This window comes from Vulcanisaeta sp. JCM 16161 (genome assembly GCF_001316285.1).
Genome location: NZ_BBDO01000002.1, coordinates 221,551 through 241,609, shown reverse-complemented (window position 1 = coordinate 241,609; position 20,059 = coordinate 221,551). Strand labels below are relative to the sequence as shown.

Annotated in this window: 23 protein-coding genes, 1 tRNA gene and 5 pseudogenes; 5 read left to right on the top strand and 24 right to left on the bottom strand. The window is 45.4% G+C overall.

All coding sequences use genetic code 11. The features are described 5' to 3' along the window. Nucleotides 1-39: 39 nt before the first annotated feature. The 5 genes and pseudogenes from JCM16161_RS03730 to JCM16161_RS03720 form a co-directional block, all read right to left on the bottom strand. Nucleotides 40-303 (bottom strand): CTAG/PCC1 family protein, encoded by a 264-nt coding sequence (locus JCM16161_RS03730; protein WP_054855029.1) that lies wholly within the window; start codon nt 301-303, stop codon nt 40-42. After that, complete coding sequence (locus JCM16161_RS14975; RefSeq protein WP_243669079.1) at nt 300-503, bottom strand: hypothetical protein; 204 nt, start codon at nt 501-503, stop codon at nt 300-302. The genes JCM16161_RS03730 and JCM16161_RS14975 overlap by 4 nt, the downstream gene beginning before the upstream one ends. 47 nt (nt 504-550) lie before the next feature. Further along, nucleotides 551-835, bottom strand: a complete 285-nt coding sequence (locus JCM16161_RS14970; protein ID WP_243669077.1) for a hypothetical protein — start codon at nt 833-835, stop codon at nt 551-553. Then, nucleotides 822-1,454 (bottom strand): hypothetical protein, encoded by a 633-nt coding sequence (locus tag JCM16161_RS14965; RefSeq protein WP_243669075.1) that lies wholly within the window; start codon nt 1,452-1,454, stop codon nt 822-824. Before JCM16161_RS14965 ends, JCM16161_RS14970 begins: the two co-directional genes overlap by 14 nt. A gap of 84 nt (nt 1,455-1,538) precedes the next feature. Further along, nucleotides 1,539-3,255, bottom strand: a pseudogene (locus JCM16161_RS03720) (radical SAM protein). Between the two features lie 67 nt (nt 3,256-3,322). Here JCM16161_RS03720 and JCM16161_RS03715 point away from each other — a divergent pair. Beyond that, complete coding sequence (locus tag JCM16161_RS03715; protein WP_054855028.1) at nt 3,323-4,072, top strand: TrmB family transcriptional regulator; 750 nt, start codon at nt 3,323-3,325, stop codon at nt 4,070-4,072. 26 nt (nt 4,073-4,098) lie between these two features. On the opposite strand, the pseudogene JCM16161_RS14960 reads toward JCM16161_RS03715, so the two are convergent. From JCM16161_RS14960 to JCM16161_RS03680, 8 genes and pseudogenes are all read right to left on the bottom strand, one after another. Then, nucleotides 4,099-4,757: pseudogene (locus tag JCM16161_RS14960) on the bottom strand (hypothetical protein). Between the two features lie 89 nt (nt 4,758-4,846). Further along, complete coding sequence (locus JCM16161_RS14955; protein ID WP_243669072.1) at nt 4,847-5,476, bottom strand: hypothetical protein; 630 nt, start codon at nt 5,474-5,476, stop codon at nt 4,847-4,849. A gap of 46 nt (nt 5,477-5,522) precedes the next feature. After that, nucleotides 5,523-6,426: pseudogene (locus JCM16161_RS03705) on the bottom strand (3-methyl-2-oxobutanoate dehydrogenase subunit beta). 5 nt (nt 6,427-6,431) lie between these two features. Continuing rightward, on the bottom strand, nt 6,432-7,646 hold the full coding sequence (locus JCM16161_RS03700) for a pyruvate ferredoxin oxidoreductase (RefSeq protein ID WP_054855027.1): 1,215 nt from the start codon (nt 7,644-7,646) through the stop codon (nt 6,432-6,434). Beyond that, nucleotides 7,647-7,922, bottom strand: a complete 276-nt coding sequence (locus JCM16161_RS03695; RefSeq protein ID WP_054855057.1) for a 4Fe-4S binding protein — start codon at nt 7,920-7,922, stop codon at nt 7,647-7,649. 1 nt (nt 7,923) lies between these two features. Further along, a pseudogene (locus JCM16161_RS03690) lies at nt 7,924-8,477 on the bottom strand (2-oxoacid:acceptor oxidoreductase family protein). A gap of 245 nt (nt 8,478-8,722) precedes the next feature. Then, entirely contained in the window at nt 8,723-9,181 is a 459-nt protein-coding gene (locus JCM16161_RS03685; protein WP_054855026.1) for a YkgJ family cysteine cluster protein, read from the bottom strand. A 2-nt stretch (nt 9,182-9,183) separates the two neighbouring features. Further along, nucleotides 9,184-9,480, bottom strand: coding sequence for an MTH1187 family thiamine-binding protein (locus JCM16161_RS03680; protein ID WP_054855025.1), 297 nt, complete (start codon nt 9,478-9,480; stop codon nt 9,184-9,186). 280 nt (nt 9,481-9,760) lie between these two features. Between JCM16161_RS03680 and JCM16161_RS14950 the strand changes: the two genes are divergently transcribed. After that, nucleotides 9,761-9,901: a TRASH domain-containing protein gene (locus tag JCM16161_RS14950; RefSeq protein ID WP_243669070.1), complete on the top strand. Its 141-nt coding sequence runs from the start codon at nt 9,761-9,763 to the stop codon at nt 9,899-9,901. Between the two features lie 281 nt (nt 9,902-10,182). On the opposite strand, the gene JCM16161_RS14945 is transcribed toward JCM16161_RS14950, so the two are convergent. The 11 genes from JCM16161_RS14945 to JCM16161_RS03650 form a co-directional block, all read right to left on the bottom strand. After that, complete coding sequence (locus tag JCM16161_RS14945) at nt 10,183-10,560, bottom strand: hypothetical protein (RefSeq protein WP_243669068.1); 378 nt, start codon at nt 10,558-10,560, stop codon at nt 10,183-10,185. Further along, entirely contained in the window at nt 10,533-10,832 is a 300-nt protein-coding gene (locus JCM16161_RS14940; protein WP_243669066.1) for a hypothetical protein, read from the bottom strand. The genes JCM16161_RS14945 and JCM16161_RS14940 overlap by 28 nt, the downstream gene beginning before the upstream one ends. A 158-nt stretch (nt 10,833-10,990) precedes the next feature. Beyond that, nucleotides 10,991-11,839: a hypothetical protein gene (locus JCM16161_RS14935; protein WP_243669065.1), complete on the bottom strand. Its 849-nt coding sequence runs from the start codon at nt 11,837-11,839 to the stop codon at nt 10,991-10,993. Further along, nucleotides 11,731-12,510, bottom strand: coding sequence for a hypothetical protein (locus tag JCM16161_RS14930; protein WP_243669064.1), 780 nt, complete (start codon nt 12,508-12,510; stop codon nt 11,731-11,733). Before JCM16161_RS14930 ends, JCM16161_RS14935 begins: the two co-directional genes overlap by 109 nt. Before the next feature lie 5 nt (nt 12,511-12,515). Then, nucleotides 12,516-12,959 carry a hypothetical protein gene (locus JCM16161_RS14925; RefSeq protein ID WP_243669062.1) on the bottom strand — a complete coding sequence of 148 codons (444 nt, stop codon included), beginning with the start codon at nt 12,957-12,959 and terminating at the stop codon, nt 12,516-12,518. Nucleotides 12,960-13,029: 70 nt separating this feature from the next. Further along, nucleotides 13,030-13,902: an ABC transporter permease subunit gene (locus JCM16161_RS03665; RefSeq protein ID WP_054855023.1), complete on the bottom strand. Its 873-nt coding sequence runs from the start codon at nt 13,900-13,902 to the stop codon at nt 13,030-13,032. After that, nucleotides 13,899-14,552, bottom strand: a complete 654-nt coding sequence (locus JCM16161_RS03660) for a sugar ABC transporter permease (RefSeq protein ID WP_243669059.1) — start codon at nt 14,550-14,552, stop codon at nt 13,899-13,901. The genes JCM16161_RS03665 and JCM16161_RS03660 overlap by 4 nt, the downstream gene beginning before the upstream one ends. 239 nt (nt 14,553-14,791) lie before the next feature. Beyond that, the gene (locus JCM16161_RS14920) at nt 14,792-15,313 is read right to left on the bottom strand and encodes a hypothetical protein (protein WP_243669057.1); all 522 of its coding nucleotides are present in this window, start codon (nt 15,311-15,313) and stop codon (nt 14,792-14,794) included. Nucleotides 15,314-15,400: 87 nt separating this feature from the next. Continuing rightward, a complete protein-coding gene (locus JCM16161_RS14915) occupies nt 15,401-16,216 on the bottom strand; it encodes a hypothetical protein (RefSeq protein ID WP_243669054.1) in 816 nt (271 codons plus the stop codon). A 300-nt stretch (nt 16,217-16,516) separates the two neighbouring features. Continuing rightward, nucleotides 16,517-16,735 carry an alpha-amylase family glycosyl hydrolase gene (locus JCM16161_RS14910; protein WP_243669052.1) on the bottom strand — a complete coding sequence of 73 codons (219 nt, stop codon included), beginning with the start codon at nt 16,733-16,735 and terminating at the stop codon, nt 16,517-16,519. Next, the gene (locus tag JCM16161_RS03650; RefSeq protein WP_243669050.1) at nt 16,642-17,817 is read right to left on the bottom strand and encodes an alpha-amylase family glycosyl hydrolase; all 1,176 of its coding nucleotides are present in this window, start codon (nt 17,815-17,817) and stop codon (nt 16,642-16,644) included. Before JCM16161_RS03650 ends, JCM16161_RS14910 begins: the two co-directional genes overlap by 94 nt. Nucleotides 17,818-17,910: 93 nt before the next feature. Here JCM16161_RS03650 and JCM16161_RS03645 point away from each other — a divergent pair. From JCM16161_RS03645 to lysS, 3 genes and pseudogenes are all read left to right on the top strand, one after another. Next, nucleotides 17,911-18,003: transfer RNA gene (locus JCM16161_RS03645), tRNA-Glu, on the top strand. A 117-nt stretch (nt 18,004-18,120) separates the two neighbouring features. Further along, entirely contained in the window at nt 18,121-18,366 is a 246-nt protein-coding gene (locus tag JCM16161_RS03640) for a MoaD family protein (RefSeq protein WP_054855021.1), read from the top strand. Nucleotides 18,367-18,408: 42 nt separating this feature from the next. After that, nucleotides 18,409-20,031: pseudogene (gene lysS / locus JCM16161_RS03635) on the top strand (lysine--tRNA ligase); the annotation flags it as partial. Between the last annotated feature and the right edge of the window lie 28 nt (nt 20,032-20,059).

Here is a 20,059-nt window from a genome sequence, read left to right as displayed (position 1 = left end):
TTGATCTTATCATTGATCAAAAAAACCCTTTTTATATTTTTACCTTCCTAAACCACTGAGGGACTCCATCACGACTTTTAAATTTCTAATAAAGTCATCAATCGTATTATAAACACTCAATAACTTATCATCATTAACATTATATGTAACCTCATAAACCAACTTATTATCAACGCACTTAATAATTGATGAGACACCCTGCGGCAGGTCTTTCTCATCGGGTAGTAATGACGATGCAATTACTTGGCAATCCTCATAATTCCTCACAGTAATTTCTAGGATAACCCTGCCCCTAATCATCATTGCCTTAACCCCTTCACGGCTATTGAGTAATTACCGCGTTTAAACACTAAATCCGCATCTGTAATATCCTCATTAAATGCACAAATTAATTGCTGTGGCTCATTCTCAATGAGGAAGGGCTTACTCCCGGTCTCGGTTTTGAAGTTTATGATTGAGCATAATCTGTCAATCAATGTTAATGGTTGATAGCCCTGCTTCACCGTAATACTATCCCTATCCAGTTGCTTTACGTACTCGCTGATTACGGCTACATACTTAGTAAGTGTGCCATCATGTCCTTAACACTTTGTGGGTTAAGTACTGGGTTTAATAAGCCACCCGCATACTCCCAAAGCACCAATTGAGACTCTACGGCAAGTATTGTCTCTAGAACATCGACATCCGTGTTAATCCACCTCCTATGCATAAGCACTAACTTATCGAGGTAATCACCCCTAAACCCTGCCCTCAGCATAAAATCACTAATATACTTAAGTAGGGTCATTACCTCGTCCTCACCGAGATCCCTGTATGATGCATCATCTCTTGGCAATGGCCTTTATGAGATTCCTAGCCTCAGCCTCATTACCCGTGATGTTGGGTATTATGGGTGAGAAGGCGCGTGAGAGTGAGGTGCTCAGCGGCAATCTGAGTATGCCGGGTAATGCTGGGTAATTAATTAATTCGGTTGTTAACCAACCATTAAATAATGAAGTGTTATAGTCAGGTGTTACGTAAAACTCGTAGGTGATAGCGGTCTCCAGGAATTTCATTGAGTCCTGGCTTAATTCATTATTTAACAATTGCCATATTAATTGAGGCATTGAGTCCATAAACTCCAAATAGGCATCGGCAGTGATCCAGTCAATACCCTCCCTACCAATTACTAGCACTCTCTTGCCGTTGAATGAATGCGCTAGCTCGTCAAGTCTCATAATTGTGGGTGGATCAATGAGCAGGACCGAATTATACCTACTTATTACGTCTCTTCTTAAGTCATTTAATGACTCCAACGTTAATAATGTTAGGTGCGTTAATAAGCCCCTATTAAATCGTTCCATTAAAATGGTCATGGCTGAAAATAGGGAATTTATGAATGGCGGTACTACTATGAGTAGGTTATCTGATGAATTTATGATTGAATCCAGGATAAGCCTACCTCTAGATTTCACACTTCTTGTGGGTAAAGAATACTTATTAATAATTACTTAGGTGTGGGTTGAATAAATACGGACAAATCTTTACGAAGTATTAAATCATATATAAACTGCCGTGTTCCTTGCAAGCTTTATCTTCAACCAATCCTTCACGTCCATCTTAAAGCTATGCTCAACCTTATCCCTATGGAAGTTATTCATTGTGCAGAAGGGTATTATCCTACCGTCAGGTGTGGCGTAGTGTATATCGCACCTCTGGACCCTCTGCACATCAAAGTTAAAGACATCCATGAAGTGCATTATTCCGAGGCCAATCACGTTAAACATTACCTGCCCCAGTGACTCATAGTCCTTCTTTATCAGGAAATTAGCAAGTATGTTCCTAAAGCCCTTATGCTTAACGTACCTAAGCAACTTAAGGGTCTCCACCGTGGCTATCCCCCTCCAAACACCACCCCTAACGGCCTTACTATGTAGATCCCAAACAGCCTTTTCGAAACCATCAACATCAACAACCTTTGTTATTGGTAGTATATCCTTGGTATCCTCATCATAGTAAATAAACGTTGATGCACCACAGACTGGATTATTACCGAATATTGGCTTTGGACTACCCGTTATCGCCTCAACCAATTTACCAAGGGCCACAGGCCAATTAACAGGTCTCCAATCCCACTTACTTATCCTACCGCCTGTCTGGGCCTCAATTTCATTTATCACATCAGGTATTGTGATTCTAAACTGCCTAATCTCCTCAGGACTATACTCCTTAGCCCTACCCGCAAAGGCAACTGGTTGTATATTAATCCACCTAACAACATCCCTATTCTCAACTGCGAAGTCAATTATCTTACCGATATCCTTATCATTATAGTTCCTGGCCATCGTGACCACGAGAACCACAGACCTATGGCCAAGCTTCCTGGCATTCTCAATGACCTTTCTCTTGACAGCTACGTATGCCCTTGGGTCATAAAGCCTGTGCCTCCATACTCCCTGGTTATTCGGGTCTATCGTGTCGAACTGCAGATAAATCGTTGACATGCCGGCGTCTAGGAGCTTCTTATAGTAATCAATATCATTCGCAAGCCTTATACCATTAGTATTTACCTCGATATGGTCAAAGCCGAGCGCCTTCGCCATTTTGATTATCTCAGGCAGGTCATTCCTTAATGTTGGTTCACCACCGCTAAATTGGATGGCATTTGGCGCCCAGGGCTTCTGAGCCTGAGCGTCCTAAGCATGTGCTCTATCTGCTCGAGTGTTGGTTCATACACGTAGCCGGCGGCATAGGCGTTGGCAAAGCATACTGGGCACTTCATGTTGCATCTATTCGTTACATCAATTATGGCAAGTACGGTATTAGTCTTGTGAACAGGGCATAATCCACAAGCGAACGGACAACCACTGGTAATTACGTAGTAATCTAGGTCTGTATTGGGATTCGCAGTACCATTACCAATATACTCCGGAGAATCCCACTGGAGGAAGTAGTAATAAAGTTCGGCATCGCCCCAGTACAAATCCCTGAATGTTCCATGTTCTGGGCAAGTCTTTTTCAGCCATATTGCTCCATCCTCCTCATAGACAACCATTGGTATCTGCCTACTGCAGACGGGGCACACGGATACCGAGACCTTAACTACACGAACATGGTCCGGTAAGCCGAATTGCTTCTTCCACATCTGCTGGAGTCTCTCATTCTCTAGGGCATTCCTGTAGTGCTGGGTAATTTAAACCTGCTTAGGTCCACAAGTGGCTTTCTCGGTCTTTGTACCTCGATCAATTCCGTCTTTGCAGCCGCGACCTGAACCATTACGGTAGTTGAGGGTTAATTATTTAAAAACTTTGTCACCAACTGATACTCTCAGAAGTGTCTTAGTATGAGCATTGAGAAGAGACTTCAGGAGCTCGCCAGGTTCATAGGATTAACAAGTTACGACATAAAGGCATACATAGCGCTTGTGGAGAATGGTCCATTAACCGCAAGAGATGTCGCGATGAAGGCCAACATACCATCATCTAAGGTATACTCAGTACTTCATAAGCTGTATAGGCTGGGTTACGTTGAGATCGATGATAAAAAGAGGCCTGAGTTATTCTATGCCGTGTCACCAACGGACATATTTAATAAATTAATCCAGAGGTTTTCCGATTATGTGAATTCAATAAAGCCATTAATAGATTCATTGCAGTTAATGTATGAATCGGCCTATAAGGGTAGGGTAGCCGCCCAAAGCGAGCTTCTCTATGTTGTTAGGGGTCTCGATAGTACTAAGGAATTAATAATGAAGTCCATGGGTTATGGAAACCTCGATGTTGCAACTCCATACATGGAGTTGCTTGACCATAGGGTGCTATCCATGGTTGAGGATATATCACGTAATAATGAGGTGAGGCTGTTGGTTTCCCGTGACATTATTAACCATGTTAAGGACCTGCCGCCCAGGATACACATTAGGATTAGGGATAAACTATTTGGCGGTGGTTTTATTGGTGTTGGTGGTGTGGTCCTCATTATTAAGCACGGCGTGGATTACATAAGCCTATTCTCGAGGCAGGACTACATAATCGATATCGCGAAGACCTATTTCAATAATTTATGGAGTGATGCCGAGCTTCTCCGGCGTTAATTCACTCAATTATTGGATTACCCTTATCATCTCCTCACCTTCCTCCTCGGGTAAATAGCATCGGTTGGCCCCTTACTAAATATTTCTAGGTACTTCCTCAGGACCTTGGGTATTACCACGGTACCATCAGGTTCCTGGTAATTCTCGAGGATCGCCGTTATGGCTCTCGTGCTCGCTATGGCTGTTGAGTTAAGAGTATGCACGAACTCCCTCCTCATATCCTTCCTAAGAACCCTGACACCGAGCTTAGCCGACTGCCAGTCAGTGCAGTTACTGCATGAGACCATTTCCCTATACATTCCCTGGGCCGGCATCCAAACCTCAAGGTCATACTGCTTGGCGGCGCACCTACCCATGTCATGGCGCAAAGCAGTACGACTCTGTATGGTAGACCAAGGCCTTGCCACAGTTCCTCGGCATTCCTTATCAACTCCTCATGCCACTTCCAACTCTCCTCGGGTAGTGAGAATACAAATTGCTCAACCTTATGGAATTGATGAACCCTGAATATACCCTTCATATCCCTATTACCCGCGCTGGCCTCTCTCCTGAAGCTTGGCGAGACGCCAACAAATAGGAGCGGCAGTTGATCCTCTAGGAGCTCTGTACGCCTTAGATAAGCGGCTATTGGGTGCTCGGCAGTGCCTATTAAGTATAGGTCCTCATTCTCGATCTTGTACACCATGTCCTTAAATGTCTCCATATCCAGCACCTCGGAGAGTACCTCGTACTTTAGCATGTATGGTGGAAGCACGAGTCTAAAGCCCTTCTTAGTCATGTAATCGATGGCGTAGCTATCAACGCCATGTCAAGCATTACCAAGTCATCAAATAGGTAGTAAAACCTGGATCCAGCGACCTCGCCGGCCTTAAGCGTATCACCCATGCCAAGTACTATCTCAAGCATGTCGGCATGGCCAATGGGTCTCCAATCAATGGTTTCATATGGTACATTGAAGCCAAAACGCTCTGTTTGATCCTTAAACTCCTTAATATGCCCAACCCAAACCTTGGGTGTTCCATAAAACCTAACTGGTATTGCGTCAACACCTTCCGGGCAATTATAGGGTACGCTCTCATGAACCAGGTTTGGTATCGATCTAAGAACCCTCTCCCTCTCCCTCTCAACGCCTTCTAACTCTTCCTCCTTCTTCTGAATCTCATTTAGTAATTCCTTAGCTTCCATTATCTTCCTCTCCCTCTCAGCACCGCTCAGCTTACTAACCTCCTTAGTGATTACATTATGCCTATGCCTCAACTCATCAATCTCCGCCTTGAGACTCCTCCACTTACTGTCTAATTCGAGGAATTTATCGACGATACTAACGTCCATCCTCCTCTTCCTGAGTGACTCCCTAACAATGTCTGGTTTATTTCGTAATGCATCCAATAAGCTCCAGCTCATTGTTGTTCCTAGGATTTACACAATTATTAAATTTTATTTGAAGTGATTATTTGAAAATCTCAGCCAGCCTGAGTATCAAGTCCCACTGCCTATCTATTTTCTCCTCCATGATCTTAATATCCTCAGGCTTGAGGTGGGCAAACCTACCCTGAATCTTTAGATACTCCTCCAGCGGCTTTCTCCTTGACTTATCCTTATATGGAAGGCTTGGTGGACTTATCGTTAGCTTGCCCTGGTTATACTCCCAGAGTATCCAGCGCCCGTCTCAACGGCGAGCCTGGCTGCCTGATCGTATATGCATCGTCCATCTTCCAACCGGGTGGGCAGGGTGCATGTAGGTGTATGAACTTGAAGCCCTTGACCTGCATCGCCCTCCTAACCTTGTCGATGAAGTCCATGGGGTAGGCAATACTTGCTGTGGCTACGTAGGGCACCTTGTGCATGAGCATTATTAACGCCACGTCCTTCTTATCCTCAGTCTTACCCCTTGGTGACGTGGTCGTCCAAGCCATCCAGGGCGTTGTGCCGCTAGCCTGTATTCCCGTGTTCATGTATGCCTCGTTATCAGCCATTATGTAGAGTATGTCCTCATTCCTATAGGCAGCGCCACTTAATGTGGCGAACCCAATATCTGCGGTTGCGCCGTCACCAGCCCAAACAACCACAGGTCCATTATTACCCCTCTGCCTAACGGCCCTAACTATGCCGCTTGCCACGGCTGGGCTTGATGCAAATGGTACGTGGAGTACGGGTACCGTGTATGCCGTGTACGGCGCAGAACCTGGTATTACACTTGAGCAACCAGCCGGTATCACCATGACGAACTTACCATCAAGAGCCATCGCTAATTGCCTCATACCAACCTGCAATGGGCAGCCTGGACATGCCGCAGTGCCAGGCATTATGAACTTAGTCCTCCCATACTTATGTAGCTCGTTCATCGTGACCATGCCCATCACCTCTCAATCTTAGGTATATACCAGTACTTCCTAATCCTTACTAAACCCTCGCGTTCAACCTTATCAACGAACTCCCTCATTATCATCTTAAATTCATCCGATGAAACGTCAAATCCTCCAATCCCGGCTAAAACGCCCTCGAAGGATATGTTGCTAGGAACAAAGCCACTTACCTCGCTGGCTAATACACCACCCATACCCGCTGAATAGTCCCTATCAAACACGATTATTCCCTTCATGCCATTAACCCACCCAGCAATGTCCTCCTCAGGAAATGGCCTGATATACCTCATCCTTAACAGACCGATTGGGTATCCCTCATCTCTAAGTCTATCAACTGCGTTCATTATATCACCACTCCATGCACCCATTGATACGGCCAGGTACTTAGCATCACTGCATCTGTAGCACTCGGTTAATGGGCCGTACCTCCTGCCCGTTAATTTAGCGTATTCGTCATAAACCTCCGCAATAACCTTCTTCGCAGATTCCATAGACTCATCCATATACTTCTTAAGTAATGCGTGGTAAACGTCATTGCCAGGCAGATTACCCATCGTAATAGCCTCACCACCGGGTTCAATGGTGTATGGAATTCTCGGGTTCCTAGGTGGTAACCAGGAATCAACATCCTCCTGTGATGGAATGTCAAGGGGCTCTGCCGTATGGCTTAGGATAAATCCATCAAGGCCTACTGCGACGGGTAATAATACCCTTTCATCCTCACTTATTTTGAATGCCGTCAGAGTCATGTCAAATGCCTCCTGCACGTTTTGAGCCATTCCAATTATCCAACCACTATCCCTAATGGCAAGCAGGTCTGTGTGCTCGTCATGTATATTCCATGGAGGCCCAACAACTCTAGTAACCACAGCCATAACGAGTGGGACCCTCGAGGCCGCGGCCCACCAAAGCATCTCATACATGTAGAAGAGTCCGTGGCTTGAGGTTGCGGTGAAAGCCCTTGCACCGCCTGCGGCGGCGCCGTACACCGTAGCTAACGCGGCGAACTCACTCTCGACTCTCACATAATCAGCCTTTAATTCGCCTCTCTCGATCATTTCGCTAATCCTCTCGACGATTAATGTCTGTGGTGTTATTGGGTATGCCGAGACAACATTAACCCTAGCCAGCTTCACAGCCTCGGCGACTGCGTGATCCCCGACCAGGACCTTCCTAACCTGCCTTGCGAGGGATATTTGCTTACTCATTCACACCACCCCCTCCTTAACCATGTCAATAGCCTTGACAGGGCAAACATCGGCGCAGATTCCGCAGCCCTTACAATAATTATAGTCAATTCTAACGTTCTTATCCTCAAGCCACTCAATCACGTTCTCAGGGCAGTATAACCAGCAAATCCCGCACTTCGTGCACTTGGAGTAATTAATCACGGGCCTATACACGCGCCACGTGCCTGTCCTACCGCCAGCGCCCTCGGCTGGTGTTGATAATAAGAGACCCCTTAACTTCTCAGCCGCGCTCATATCACTCACCCTTGACCAACTCATAACCCATCTTAACGGCTTCGGCATTCAATTTAACCAGATTCTCCCTACCAACAAACTCGGGCAGTGAGGCAATTATTGAATTAAGGCTCACGACACCCGTCACCCTAGCAACCGCGCCCAACAATGGAGTGCTCACTATGTGCCAGCCGGCGATTACGAGCCCAAGCTTCTCACTTATTGATGTTGCATCAACGTAGTAAGTCCTATATCCAGTCCTTATTGGTGATGCTGAATTAACAATTATTATCGAGTCCCTGCTCTTCATAAGGTCATCAACATTTACCAGTCTAAAACGCTTGAGACGAGGACAATAAGTACGTCAGCCTTCCTAACATTACTGTGAAGGGGTACGGGCTTATCAGCGATCCTCGCATATGACTTAACAACGGCGCCCCTGCGCTCAGCACCAAACTCAGGAATTGCCTGACCCCACTTACCATCCTTAAGCGCAGCGGACACAAGTATCCTAGCAGCGGTAACGCCACCTTGCCCACCCCTACCAAGTATTATGAATTCAGTTACCTCAGCCATACTATCTCATGAACCGTAAAACACTAGGGCTTTATAAATGCTTCTGGTAGGTTATTTATCTCTAAATGGTAAAAATAGTTAAATATAAATCCATAGGATTATTGAAATGACTTAATAAATAAGCTATGAATTACATAAGATTAGTCGTCGCATTATCTAAAAACATGCCTAAATTAATATGATGATATCATCAAAAGATATTTTAGTGACAGTTTATTAAAGCATTATTTATTTAAGTAAAATGGTTAACGTCGAATGCCGTACCTCAATCTGACCCATTGATCTGTTTGGTATGACCTGGCTATGAATAATGGCAGGTACTTCCCAAGTCTATTTATTTCATTGGGATTCACGGTATTCCACGCTGGGCATTCCCTATCAATATATGGGCCCTCAACATTATCATAAACCAGTGGGTATAGCCTACAACCAATTGGTCTATTTTCATAAATGGTGCACTCCATGGTATGTGGATTAAGGAATACGCAATGGCCATCTACATTCCTTAACCTCCACGTCTCGCCATCAAACACTGCAAAGTCATTGAGCCTATAGCCAAGCCTAACTATTCTCTCTATGTCCTCAGGTAGGAGCTCCATTTGTGTGTTTAGGCAGCACTTACCACATTTTGTGCAGTTCATTTTAACCTCGAAGAATTCTGGGTCGTCGAATACCGTGCCAAGTTTAACGCGTATCTTAACCATAATCACTTACTAACCCTCTCAACCTTATAAGCCATCGTTATTGCCTTATCCCTCCTATCATCAATCCTAACAGTGGTCACAATCCTCTTTATACCAGCCCTATAAAGGGCATCATGGATATCCTGGAGCAACTTGCCCAATGCCTCAACGCTCGGTAATTCAACCGAGGTTCCCATGGGGCCTACCTCATATTTATAACCTGACCTCTTAATAACGTCTATGGCAATTTTAACGTAATCACCAACGCTCGGGGTACCCGTCCCGATTGGATCGACTGCTATCTCCACAATGACGCTCATACTTATAGCTAGAACTTAATGCTATTATTAAGACTTACTAGGTTCACTGCTGTCGAGGATAACTGTATACAGGCATTGAAGTCATTAGTTAATAAGAGCGTTAAATTTACGGCAGATGCTCCAGAGAATTCACTGAAGGCGCTTATAATTACTAGGCTCGGTGAGTGCTTCAAGTTGGTTTTATGATAAGTACATACCGTCGTAAGGGCTAGGACTTCGATGAATTAATCGGTGTCATTAATGCTAAGGTAGGGATGGGCTTCATATAGCACTGAGACCGGTGAGCAGGCAGTTGGTTAGCGTCGGCTTTGTGTGCGATTACTGCGGCGGTCCAATAACAGTGCTAATCGTGTATAGGAGGGGTAGGAGGACGTATTACATATGTTGTGAGACTTGCTTAAGGGAATTGAAGAAGAAATAGGCCGGAGTAATAAAAATAAGGCTAGTGCGTCGTGAATTACCGTGTCATCTAGCAGTGGGAATAAGTGCATTTTTTTATCAGAGGACGTATGATGGTGAGCGTTGTATACTCATGTCGCCTGAGGATTGGAGGGTAAGCAGGAGTAAATTCATTAATTTCTGCCTTAGTGGTGGTCGTGGATGCCCAGTACTAAGTAGGTATTACTCAATAACCTCTAAGGAATTGGGCAAAGAGGAGAAATGATTTTTAACTTATATTATCTACTATCATATGACAAGAAGTTACCTAAGTATTCCTCTTTGAATTAGTAAAATCATCATTATTACTGACGCACTAAGTAAAACAGCTATAAGGCCTGTTATTAATTCACTGGATTCTCCCTGCGTTGCTGATATTGCCTGTGAGTTTCCGTGCGATAGCGCAAATGTGGCTAGTGGGAATCCGTATTGGTTAATTGGTATTGGGTGGTCACCAAGTTCATTATCCGTAATCGGTGAGTATAGCTGAGCTATCGTTGCATTCTCAATGCCTATCACGGGTATCGTCATTATGTGGTGCGGTTTCAGCACTATGGGCTTAGCAATTGTGTACGTGCCATTACCCACAACCAGCGTTACGTATAGTGTGTAGTTCAGGCCGTTGTATATCTGGAGTACCACGCATCATCCTTAACAACGTACTTAACAAGCTTGACCTGGGATAACCAATCCTCTATGGTATTAATTATGGCGCTCGTGTACGTCAATGCCTGCTCCTGGAACCAAGCCGGGCCGTAGTTCGGAGGTCCAGTCTGCCAGGTCCAGTCACTACCCTCGGCAATGTATAGGTAGTTCCACAGCGTGTATATGGGATTTGTTGAGTTCGGTGTTATGTTGAAGGGTAGTGGTACTACAGGTGATATTGGCATGCCCACGGCCTTCGTAAACGCCACTAGGTACTCCCTGGCAAGAGCTACCGAGCGCCATATCTCGACCTTACCTGGATAGCCATTATTCCAATTGTTTAGGTTTAGGGCCCATGAGGACTCGGGCAGGTTAGTCAGTATTGCTATGGGTTTGTGGGTTTCTATGGCCTCGCTGGCCGTCTGCGTTATGAACCAGGTACCTGGTACTCGGAGAGTACTTGGTAAATAGCCTGTAGGTCGGCAGGCCCAGTGGTTGGGTTAAAGATTAGTGGGTTCTCGCCATCTAACGCCACCACGATGACAGCGCCCGGGTTCTGCATGTATATCCTGGCTAGGTAATGAATCAATTCTCTGGCGGTTACCTGCGGTGATTGGCTGAAGTAGGCGAAGGAGAATGCGTTCGAGAGGTCCGTATCCCTGAACAGGACTATCACCTGTTCACCAGTAGAGTCCTCAACAATTATAGGCCCGTACGGTGATGGAGTACCGCTGACTACGGTTGCGTAGGGTAGGAATGCCTGGGCATCAAGTATTGTGAATTCAATACCCGTCTCATTATATAAGTGGACCAGACCCATGTTAAATGCCATCTCGGGTGTCCAAGCGCCCGTTGCCCTAACGCCAAATACCTCCTCAGTCATCTCCTCACCCATGAGTATTTGAGCCAGTAGGTCGCTCTGCCAACCATTATCATAGATTATTGCCTGCAATGGGTGGTAGAATGGCACGGTTAAAATCTCGACCCTACCCTCCTGGGCAAGCTCCCTGTATAGGCTAATTGTGTAGTTTATGGCCTCGAGGCACTGGGTCATGTTTACATTAAGTGTTGATGGGCTTGGCCAAGCGGGTGAGTAGGGGAACGTACCCTCAGTGAGTATTGTCTCCCACTGATACAGAAGCACGGGTGTGAAGTCGATGGTTACGCTTACATTATACTCACTAAGCAGTAATGCCTGAAGTTCATAGGCACCGACCCACGTCCCATTCCATAGGAAGTCGTGGCATGTATGAAGTAGGACCAGGCCTGCTCCCACGTGCCGTTAGGCTCAATATAAAGTGGTTGATGCATGTTCCATACAATGACAAGGCTAATTGGTGGCTTACCAGTTGTATTGAGTACATAGAGACTTGGTAGTGAGGCTTGGGTCAGTGTGGTTCCTAGGCTGTAGACCGTGAGCATAGGCGTATAAATGCCCTGTGGCATATTCACGGTAAAGTTAAGCGCCACCGTGTAGTAACCCGGCATTATGGTTATATCGTAATAATTGAATTCCTCATTATTTACCGTGAGCGTCATGTTAACCGTAACGGGCTCTCCAAACTCATTCTTAAAAAGTACGTAGACAGTGGCATTCTGCCCAACCAGGTAAACGTACCTACTGTATGTGGCGTTTATGAAAACTAATGGTGAGTAGACATCCTGTATTGCAAAATTCCCATTGGGTGTGCATGTTACAACGCCACTTATTAAATTGGTTGAGCAGTGGAGCCAGGTATTGGTCGTCGTGTCCCAATAAACCCATTGCACCCACTGCCCCGGTTTGAATGGCCCAATCATGACTGAGTAATTACCCCAGAGTGGGTTGAACGTCATTGTTGCGTTCATGGCGCCCGGCGCACCGCTCGTGGTGTACCAGGGCACGTTTCCAGGGCCTGAGGTTAGGCCGTACCAAAGGAGTATGTTGTCTGGCGTTCTACCGAGCACCGTTATTAGTATTGAGCCATTTGGGTAAACATAGGCCCATGTATAGCCTGATTCGGTGGATTAACATCAACGTTCCAGTTCCAGAAGGGTACGCATTGATAGTTAATCCAGGTATTCGTGGTTGCATCATGAAATACCCAAGCAACCCAGGTACCAGGTTGGAATGGCCCAATTGTGGCTACGTAACTGGTCCCGTTCCAGGTCATTAACGTATCAGTAACGCTTGACCAAGGTCCCTGCGGATACGGCTCAATGCCCCAGTGTAGATAAACTTCATGGCCCTCTGGCAATCCTGTTATTGCCACTGTTATGTATGCAGGACCCGACGTCGGTGTCACATTGAAGGACACTATGTATAGACATGAGCTTTGGGCATGGGCTCTGGGTGCTGCGAGTAGTACTGCTACTATTAGTAAAAGAAATACCGTGTATATTATTTTATTTGTCATAATATTTGGGTATTTTTTTTAGATATTTAAACTTTTCTTTTCAATTATTCTTTTAATTATTTTCAACTTCTCATGCCTTAATTCCGCCCATCGCGTATATCTGCACCAGGTACTTCTGGAATGCAATGAATATTGCGAATATCGGTATTCCCATGAGCACGGAGAATGCTGCAAGCACATTATACAGCGTTGCCCTATTAACGAAGGCCAGATAATACATGCCCAGGGTCAGCGTCCACATACTACCCTGCATTATGAAAGCATTGGCCAATGCGTAATCCGTGTAGGCGCCCATGAACGCCAGGAGCGCCACAAACGCAATTATCGGCTTAGCCATCGGCAGGAGAATCCTAAAGAAGGCCCCGGGTCTCGTTAAGCCGTCAATCAACGCCGCCTCCTCATAATCCCTAGGTACCCTATCAAGGAACACCTTAACCAGGTATGAACTAAATATCGACGTACCTCCAGAATAAGCCAATATTAAAGCTACGTATACGGCCCACCCCCTAAGCATACCCAGCGATGCGAACATTAGGTAAAGCGGCAGCGCCGTTGCTGCAAACGGGAAGAACGTCATGACGTAGATCGTCACCATAAGCGTTGTTTTTCCAGGTACGTTAAACCTCGACAGGGCAGCCCCCGTTATGAAGGCGACTATCACCGTAATGGCTATGGTACCTGTCGCGAGAATTAGGCTGTTCCTGAGCCAAAGCAGAAATGGTTCCTTAAACAATATGTAATAATATGCCTCTAGTGATGGGTGCTCAGGTAGGAGTGAGCGTAGGGTTATTGAGGCAAGGGTTGGTATTGGGTTTACGGACGTGATTATTATGTAATATATTGGGAATATCGCTATGGCAGCTACTATAGCGAGTATTATGTACGATATACCAAGCCTAACCCAACTAATTACCTTATTCTTCAGACTATACCTATTGCTCATGTTATCACCTCGAGTACCCTACCAACCCTGAGCATTAGTATGGCCATTATTGCTAGGATAATTGTTGAAATTACCGAATATGCAGCGGCAATATTGTAATAACCGTAGGAGAATGCCTCCTGATATGTATAAACAATTAGTATATCGGTTGATATGCCGGGACCACCACCCGTCAGTATGTATATTGGGTAGAAGTTATTCCATGTAAAAACAAAGCCGCCAACACTGACGAAGGCTATGGCGCTCCTCATCAGGGGTAATGTTATATACCTGAACTTATGCCACGCATTAGCGCCATCAACCACGGCAATGTCGTACAACTCACTAGGTATACTCTGCAGGCTTGATAGGAAGACCGCCGTGTAGTATGGGAATGATAACCACAGATTCGTTAATATTAACGCAGCCCAGGCGGTGTTTGTAAATGTTAACCAGTTAATTGGCGGGATACCAAATAAGCCGAGAAATTTATTAACGATTCCATACTCGTAATTCCACATGCCATACCAAATCACTAATGAGATGTATGCTGGGAATGCCCAGGGTACCAGGAGTAATGTAAAGAATACATTCCTACCCTTAATATCCCTCTGATTAAGTATTAGGGCCAGTATGAACCCGGTAACCACCATTGGAACTAAACTACCCACCGTCCAAATAACCGTGTTCAGTAATAACGTATAAAAAGTATTACTAGTTAGTATTTTCTGATATATTCTTAATCCAACGAATGTGTAATAAAATAGATGATAAAGATCAAAGTTTGTGAATGATATATACACAGCGTAGGCCACTGGGTACAGGAATAGGAATAACGCAATGGCAATGATGGGAAGGAGGTAGAGGTATTGGATTAAAACACGATTGAGATTTTGAAGGGAATCCATTATTAATCACCTAACCTAACCGCTTGACTGAGCCAACTGCTGGAGCATGTACTGCTCCATACCCTGGGCAGCGGCTTGAGCAGTAGTCTGGTTAGCAAAGTAGGCAGTTGCGTACTGGTGGAATGCTGGCCAGTAATAGGCCATGGCCGGTATGTTGGGGAACTTCTGACCATACTGGGCCTGGGCGAATATGCCTCCATAATGTCGTTTAGACACGACGGCGTTAGCTGCCCAGCCTTTAACTGACTAACTGCCTGGTCATAGGCCTGTATATTGGCTGGTATGTCGTGAGCATAATTCCATAGGTTAAGATCTGCCTGCGGTCCAGTCATGTACAATATAAACACTAACGCGGCCTCCAATTGCTGCGGCGTGGCGCCGCTTGCCTGCGGCGCCGCAATTACCCAACCAGTACTGCCTATCAACGGGCTCGCGTGCAGGCCCGTCTGGCTAACCACTGGTAGTGGTGCGGCACCCAGGTTGCAGCCAAGGGCCTTGAAGTACGTACAAATCCCATGGGCCATCAAATATTATTGCAGCTTGGCCGCTTGTGAATAACTGGCCTTCAAGGCTTGGGTTCATGTCTGGGGCATTTATGTGCAGGCCGTACGTTAGGTTGTACCAGAATTCCAAGGCATTAACCATGGCGCTTGAGTTGAGTTGCGGCATGTTGTTAGGCCGAATATCTGCCCACCAAAGCCAGCGAACCAGGCGGCGAACCTATAACCCCACTCAGAGCCGACGCCGTAGGCAATGCACCATACGTGGTACGTACTGTTGACCTGCAGGCACATGTTGATTAGTTGGTCCGTGGTGTTTGGTGGTGATGTTATGTATTGTTTATTGTAGAACATGACTATGTAGTTTATGTTATCAGGTAGGCCGTAATAACCATGGGCGCTTGGCGTGTTTAAGTAGAAGTTCTGGGCGGCCGTGGGTAGGTACTGTTCAAAAACCGATGGTGGTAGATACTCGCTTAGGTTAAGCAGTAGGCCTGCTGCGAATAATTTGCCGGCATCATCGCTTGTGTCCCTATAGACGATGGGTGCCTGCCCAGCCTTTGCTGCTGATATGAAGTTGCTCGTTGCAATGCCAACGCCGTACGTTACCTCAACGTGTATGCATGGGTATAACTGCTCAAAGGATGCCAATGAGGCATTGAATGCCTGATTCTCACTAACGCTGTAGGTATCCCACACGGTTATTGTTACGTTACCAACCTTGGAACAGAAGGTTTGGGCAAAGCTAGGGCTATACACATTCTGCGGTGTGAAGTCACTTATTGGTATTACGAAGCCAGGTGGTGTTGCTGGTTTTGGTGCGGAGGGTTTATACAGGTAAACTACGGCAACGACCGCCGCTACTATGACTATCACAGCAACGATTATGCCTATTATAGCGCCTGTGGATAGTCCAAGCCTGTTCATACGTATTCAGGTATTATGAATAGGTTTAAAAGCATTACCGTGATTGATTTATATAATTCATGCATGTTCATAAATAAAAAAAGATAAAACTTAGATATTAATCTATATGTTTATACCTAGGTATACTCATTAATAAACAGTTATTAATAACCATTAAGTAACGATAGTTCTCGGCAAATTACCTACTCTTAATAACGAAGTAATCACCACTTAGGATACCACCATTATACCTTCTTGGCTCGTTACTCAACCTAACCTCGAATTTATCATCATAATATGTTAAATCGCTTGAGTTAGCTATTACGTGCTTGGCGTTAAGGTTAATTCTGATAGTCTTCTTATGAATTCATGAAGTGTATTGGGACCATTAACTCTTTTCCAATCCATACACCTCCTATTATCAGGGTCGGGGCCTCCCTCAAGCATTACCTCATCACCGTAATAAAGCATTGGTGTTCCGACCCAGGTGTATACGAATACGAGCGCTGCCTTAAGCTTCTCAATATCATTATTAAGCATTGTAACTGCCCTTGCGTGTCATGGGTATCCATGAAGAGCCAGGAATTAACTAAGAAGTGTTTTGGCAATACGTTCAATTGCCTCTTAAGCACCTGGACGAAATCCTCAGCATCTATTTCACCACGTAGGAACTTAATCAGTGGTTCCCAGACCTGGTAATTCATGACGCCATCAACGGCATTTCTCCATAGGAATGGGTCGCCCCAGACCTCGGCAATTAATGGCTTATTAATGAAGTTCCTTAGGTCCCACAAGAACCAGGGCGGTATTCCGGCGCCAACGTCTATTCTGAAGGCATCAACACCCATCAATGCCCAGTGAAGCACTACGCCCTTAACCCACTCACCGGCGAACTTCATGTTAAGCTTAGGCATTCTCCTGACATCCATGAACTTCTCGTAATCTCCATTATAGATATAGTACCAACGGGAATACTCCTGGTCACCACTTAAGGCGGACTTAAAGGCTGGGTGGTCGGAGCCTGTGTGGTGTATGGGCAGGTCCAGTATAATCTTAATACCGAGTTCATGAGCCCTCCTCAGCAACTCCCTAAATGCCTTATTACCGCCCAGGTCGTCATCGACGTTCAAGTAATCAATAACGTCATACCTATGGTAAGACATTGCCTTAAAGATCGGCGTTAAATAAACCGCGTCAAAGCCCATGGACTTAATATAACTAAGCTTGTCCTTAATGAAGAGCAAATCGCCACCGAGCCTATCCCTAGGACCACCCTCCCTCTTACACCCAAACCTATCAACGAAAATACCATAAATAGCCCTAAACAGCCTGCGCCTATTCTCGGGAATTCTCTTAACAAAACCACTAAGCCTAAGTACGTTAAAGCCATTCTCCGTAGGGCCATCATCAAGGACCACCTCACCATCAACTAAGTACCTATAGTAATAATCACCTGGAGGTAACGAAACGTAGGCGCAGTAATCAGAGCCACAAAACTCAAGTTCTATTGGTTTCATGAATGCTGTAAAGTTACCAATAACGAAGGCAGCCCTCCTGGGGCGTCTATTTATTGAGAACCTAATGAAGTAAAGATCACCGCTTCTAAATATGGCAATGGGCATTAAACCAACCGCAAAGTCGCGAACTTAAATTAATTAACCTAATGAGAAAAATGGCATAAAGGCTTAAAAACCGACGTATTTAATGATTAACGAGCCCCGGTAGTATAGCCCGGTCAAGTATGTGGGCCTTTCGAGCCTAGGCAAGGAAAGCCCGTGACCCGGGTTCAAATCCCGGCCGGGGCACCATACGTTCAATTTCTAATTTTAACACAAACCTATAAACTGAGTTAAATTTTTATTTTGTACTTAATCTGCCCGGTCTTGTGAGGATTAAGGTTAAGTTTTTTTGGTGATCTTTATGAATTGATTGGTGCATTTAGAATTGAGCTTGAGACTCCAAATGGTCTCTCTGTGCGCGACCTCATTGACCTTATTTCTCATACGTTCAATCCTAAGTTCGCCGAGGCCGTGCTTGATGGTGATGGCAAGCTTAGGGGTGAGTACGTGGTCCTGGTTAATGGTAAGGCCATTGAGTGGCTTAATGGACTTGCCACGAAGCTTAACGATAATGATGAAGTGGTGTTCTTACCACCTGCGGAGGGCGGTTAATTAGGATAACTTATAAATTAGTTAATGCTTTTCTTCCCAGCAATGAGTTATACACATTGGATTGATAAGATAGCAAGCCAGGTTCTTGAGAGGTGCCGTAGTGAGGGTAAGGATGAGTGCGTACTTAATGGTGGCCTTAGCGTTTCCGGACTTCAGCACATTGGTAGGCTTAGGGGTGAGATAATACTGAATAGTGTCATTGCTGAGAAATTAAGGGATGCTGGATTGAAGGTCAGGCAGGTCTTAACCCTCTATACAATGGATCCCTGGAAGGGTAAGGATAAACAGCTCGAGCAGTTCCTGGATCCTGAGGTTGGTAGGAAATACATTGAGTGGCCTCTTGAGCGTGTTCCTGACCCTAAGGGTTGCCATAAGTCCTGGGTTGATCATTACTGGAGGGACTTTGGTGATTACCTTGATTACTTCGCGAAGAATGTTGAGGTTATAACGACGGGCGAGATGTATAGGGAGCATCCTAGGATGAGGGAGTTCATAATAATGACCATGAGAAATAGAGAGAGGCTAATAGAAGTCATTAACAAGTATAGGGGTAGGAATCCATACCCGAAAGATTGGATACCATTCGAACCAATATGCGAGAACTGCGGTAGGATTGGCACCGCGGAGGTCACAAAGCTTGATCTCGATAAATACGAAGTTGAGTATAGGTGCACTTACTGTGGTCATGTTGGTAGGGCTAAGTTGACGGATGGCAAGCTTCCGTGGAGGGTTGAGTGGGTCGGTGTTTGGTATACGTTGCAAGTCGACTTTGAGCCTACGGTAAGGACCACGCAATGCCCGGTGGCTCTAGGGACTCGGCCATTGAGATTGCCAAGTCTGTTTATGGTATTAACCCACCATTGGGTACCTGGTATGAATGGGTTGGTTATGTGGTTAATGGTAAGGACGTCGGTGATATGGGTAGTAGTGACTTTATAGGCTTTACACCGAGGGAGTGGGTTGAGGTTGCCGAGCCTGAGGTTCTTAGGTACATATACATATTCCATGAACCAACGAAGAGGCTTACCTTTAGCCTCGACTCTATTTATCAATATGTGGATATCTATGATAGGGCTGAGCGCCTTTACTACGGCGTTGATAAGCCCAGCCCCAAGGAGAAGGATTACCTTGACCTAATTATTAAGTCCTATGAATATGCACAGTTGAGGAGACCATTACCTAAGGAAATGCCGTTTCAATTGCCATACCTACATGCTGTTGCCCTGATACAGACGTTGCCGCAGTCGCTGAGTGAGGAGGAGCTTATGGAGAGGGTTATTAAGAGGTTGAGGGATACGAAGATACTCACTAAGGAGTTGGATGATTTATCCCGTGAGAGGATCAAGTCTAGGCTCATAAGAGCTCGTAATTGGGTCAGTAAGTACGCACCCGAAGCGTACAGGATTAAGGTTCTTGAGGAGTTGCCGGAGTCCGTAAGGGCTTCATTAACGGATATTCAAAGAAGTAAGTTGGGACTTTTGCTTCAGGAGCTTGAGAGGGTTGATGTTTGGAGTGAGGATAATATTAAGGAGGCTATGAAGAGGGTTCCCAGGGAGAATAAGGATGTTGAGAGAGCCTTCTTTGAGGCTACCTATTTGATATTTTTCGGTAAGCCGAGTGGCCCGAGGATTGCGCCTTATCTGGCGATGCTTGGTAAGGACTTCGTAATTAATAGGTTAAGGGACGCGTTGAG

Excerpts from the sequence above, each read along its gene's own strand:
- JCM16161_RS03730 (WP_054855029.1), bottom strand. The coding sequence starts at position 303 with ATGATGATTAGGGGCAGGGTTATCCTAGAAATTACTGTGAGGAATTAT.
- JCM16161_RS03715 (WP_054855028.1), top strand. The coding sequence starts at position 3,323 with ATGAGCATTGAGAAGAGACTTCAGGAGCTCGCCAGGTTCATAGGATTA.
- JCM16161_RS14955 (WP_243669072.1), bottom strand. The coding sequence starts at position 5,476 with ATGAGCTGGAGCTTATTGGATGCATTACGAAATAAACCAGACATTGTT.
- JCM16161_RS03700 (WP_054855027.1), bottom strand. The coding sequence starts at position 7,646 with ATGAGTAAGCAAATATCCCTCGCAAGGCAGGTTAGGAAGGTCCTGGTC.
- JCM16161_RS03695 (WP_054855057.1), bottom strand. The coding sequence starts at position 7,922 with ATGAGCGCGGCTGAGAAGTTAAGGGGTCTCTTATTATCAACACCAGCC.
- JCM16161_RS03685 (WP_054855026.1), bottom strand. The coding sequence starts at position 9,181 with ATGGTTAAGATACGCGTTAAACTTGGCACGGTATTCGACGACCCAGAA.
- JCM16161_RS03680 (WP_054855025.1), bottom strand. The coding sequence starts at position 9,480 with ATGAGCGTCATTGTGGAGATAGCAGTCGATCCAATCGGGACGGGTACC.
- JCM16161_RS14925 (WP_243669062.1), bottom strand. The coding sequence starts at position 12,959 with ATGACAAATAAAATAATATACACGGTATTTCTTTTACTAATAGTAGCA.
- JCM16161_RS03665 (WP_054855023.1), bottom strand. The coding sequence starts at position 13,902 with ATGAGCAATAGGTATAGTCTGAAGAATAAGGTAATTAGTTGGGTTAGG.
- JCM16161_RS14920 (WP_243669057.1), bottom strand. The coding sequence starts at position 15,313 with ATGGCCCATGGGATTTGTACGTACTTCAAGGCCCTTGGCTGCAACCTG.
- JCM16161_RS14915 (WP_243669054.1), bottom strand. The coding sequence starts at position 16,216 with ATGAACAGGCTTGGACTATCCACAGGCGCTATAATAGGCATAATCGTT.
- JCM16161_RS14910 (WP_243669052.1), bottom strand. The coding sequence starts at position 16,735 with ATGCTTAATAATGATATTGAGAAGCTTAAGGCAGCGCTCGTATTCGTA.
- JCM16161_RS03650 (WP_243669050.1), bottom strand. The coding sequence starts at position 17,817 with ATGCCCATTGCCATATTTAGAAGCGGTGATCTTTACTTCATTAGGTTC.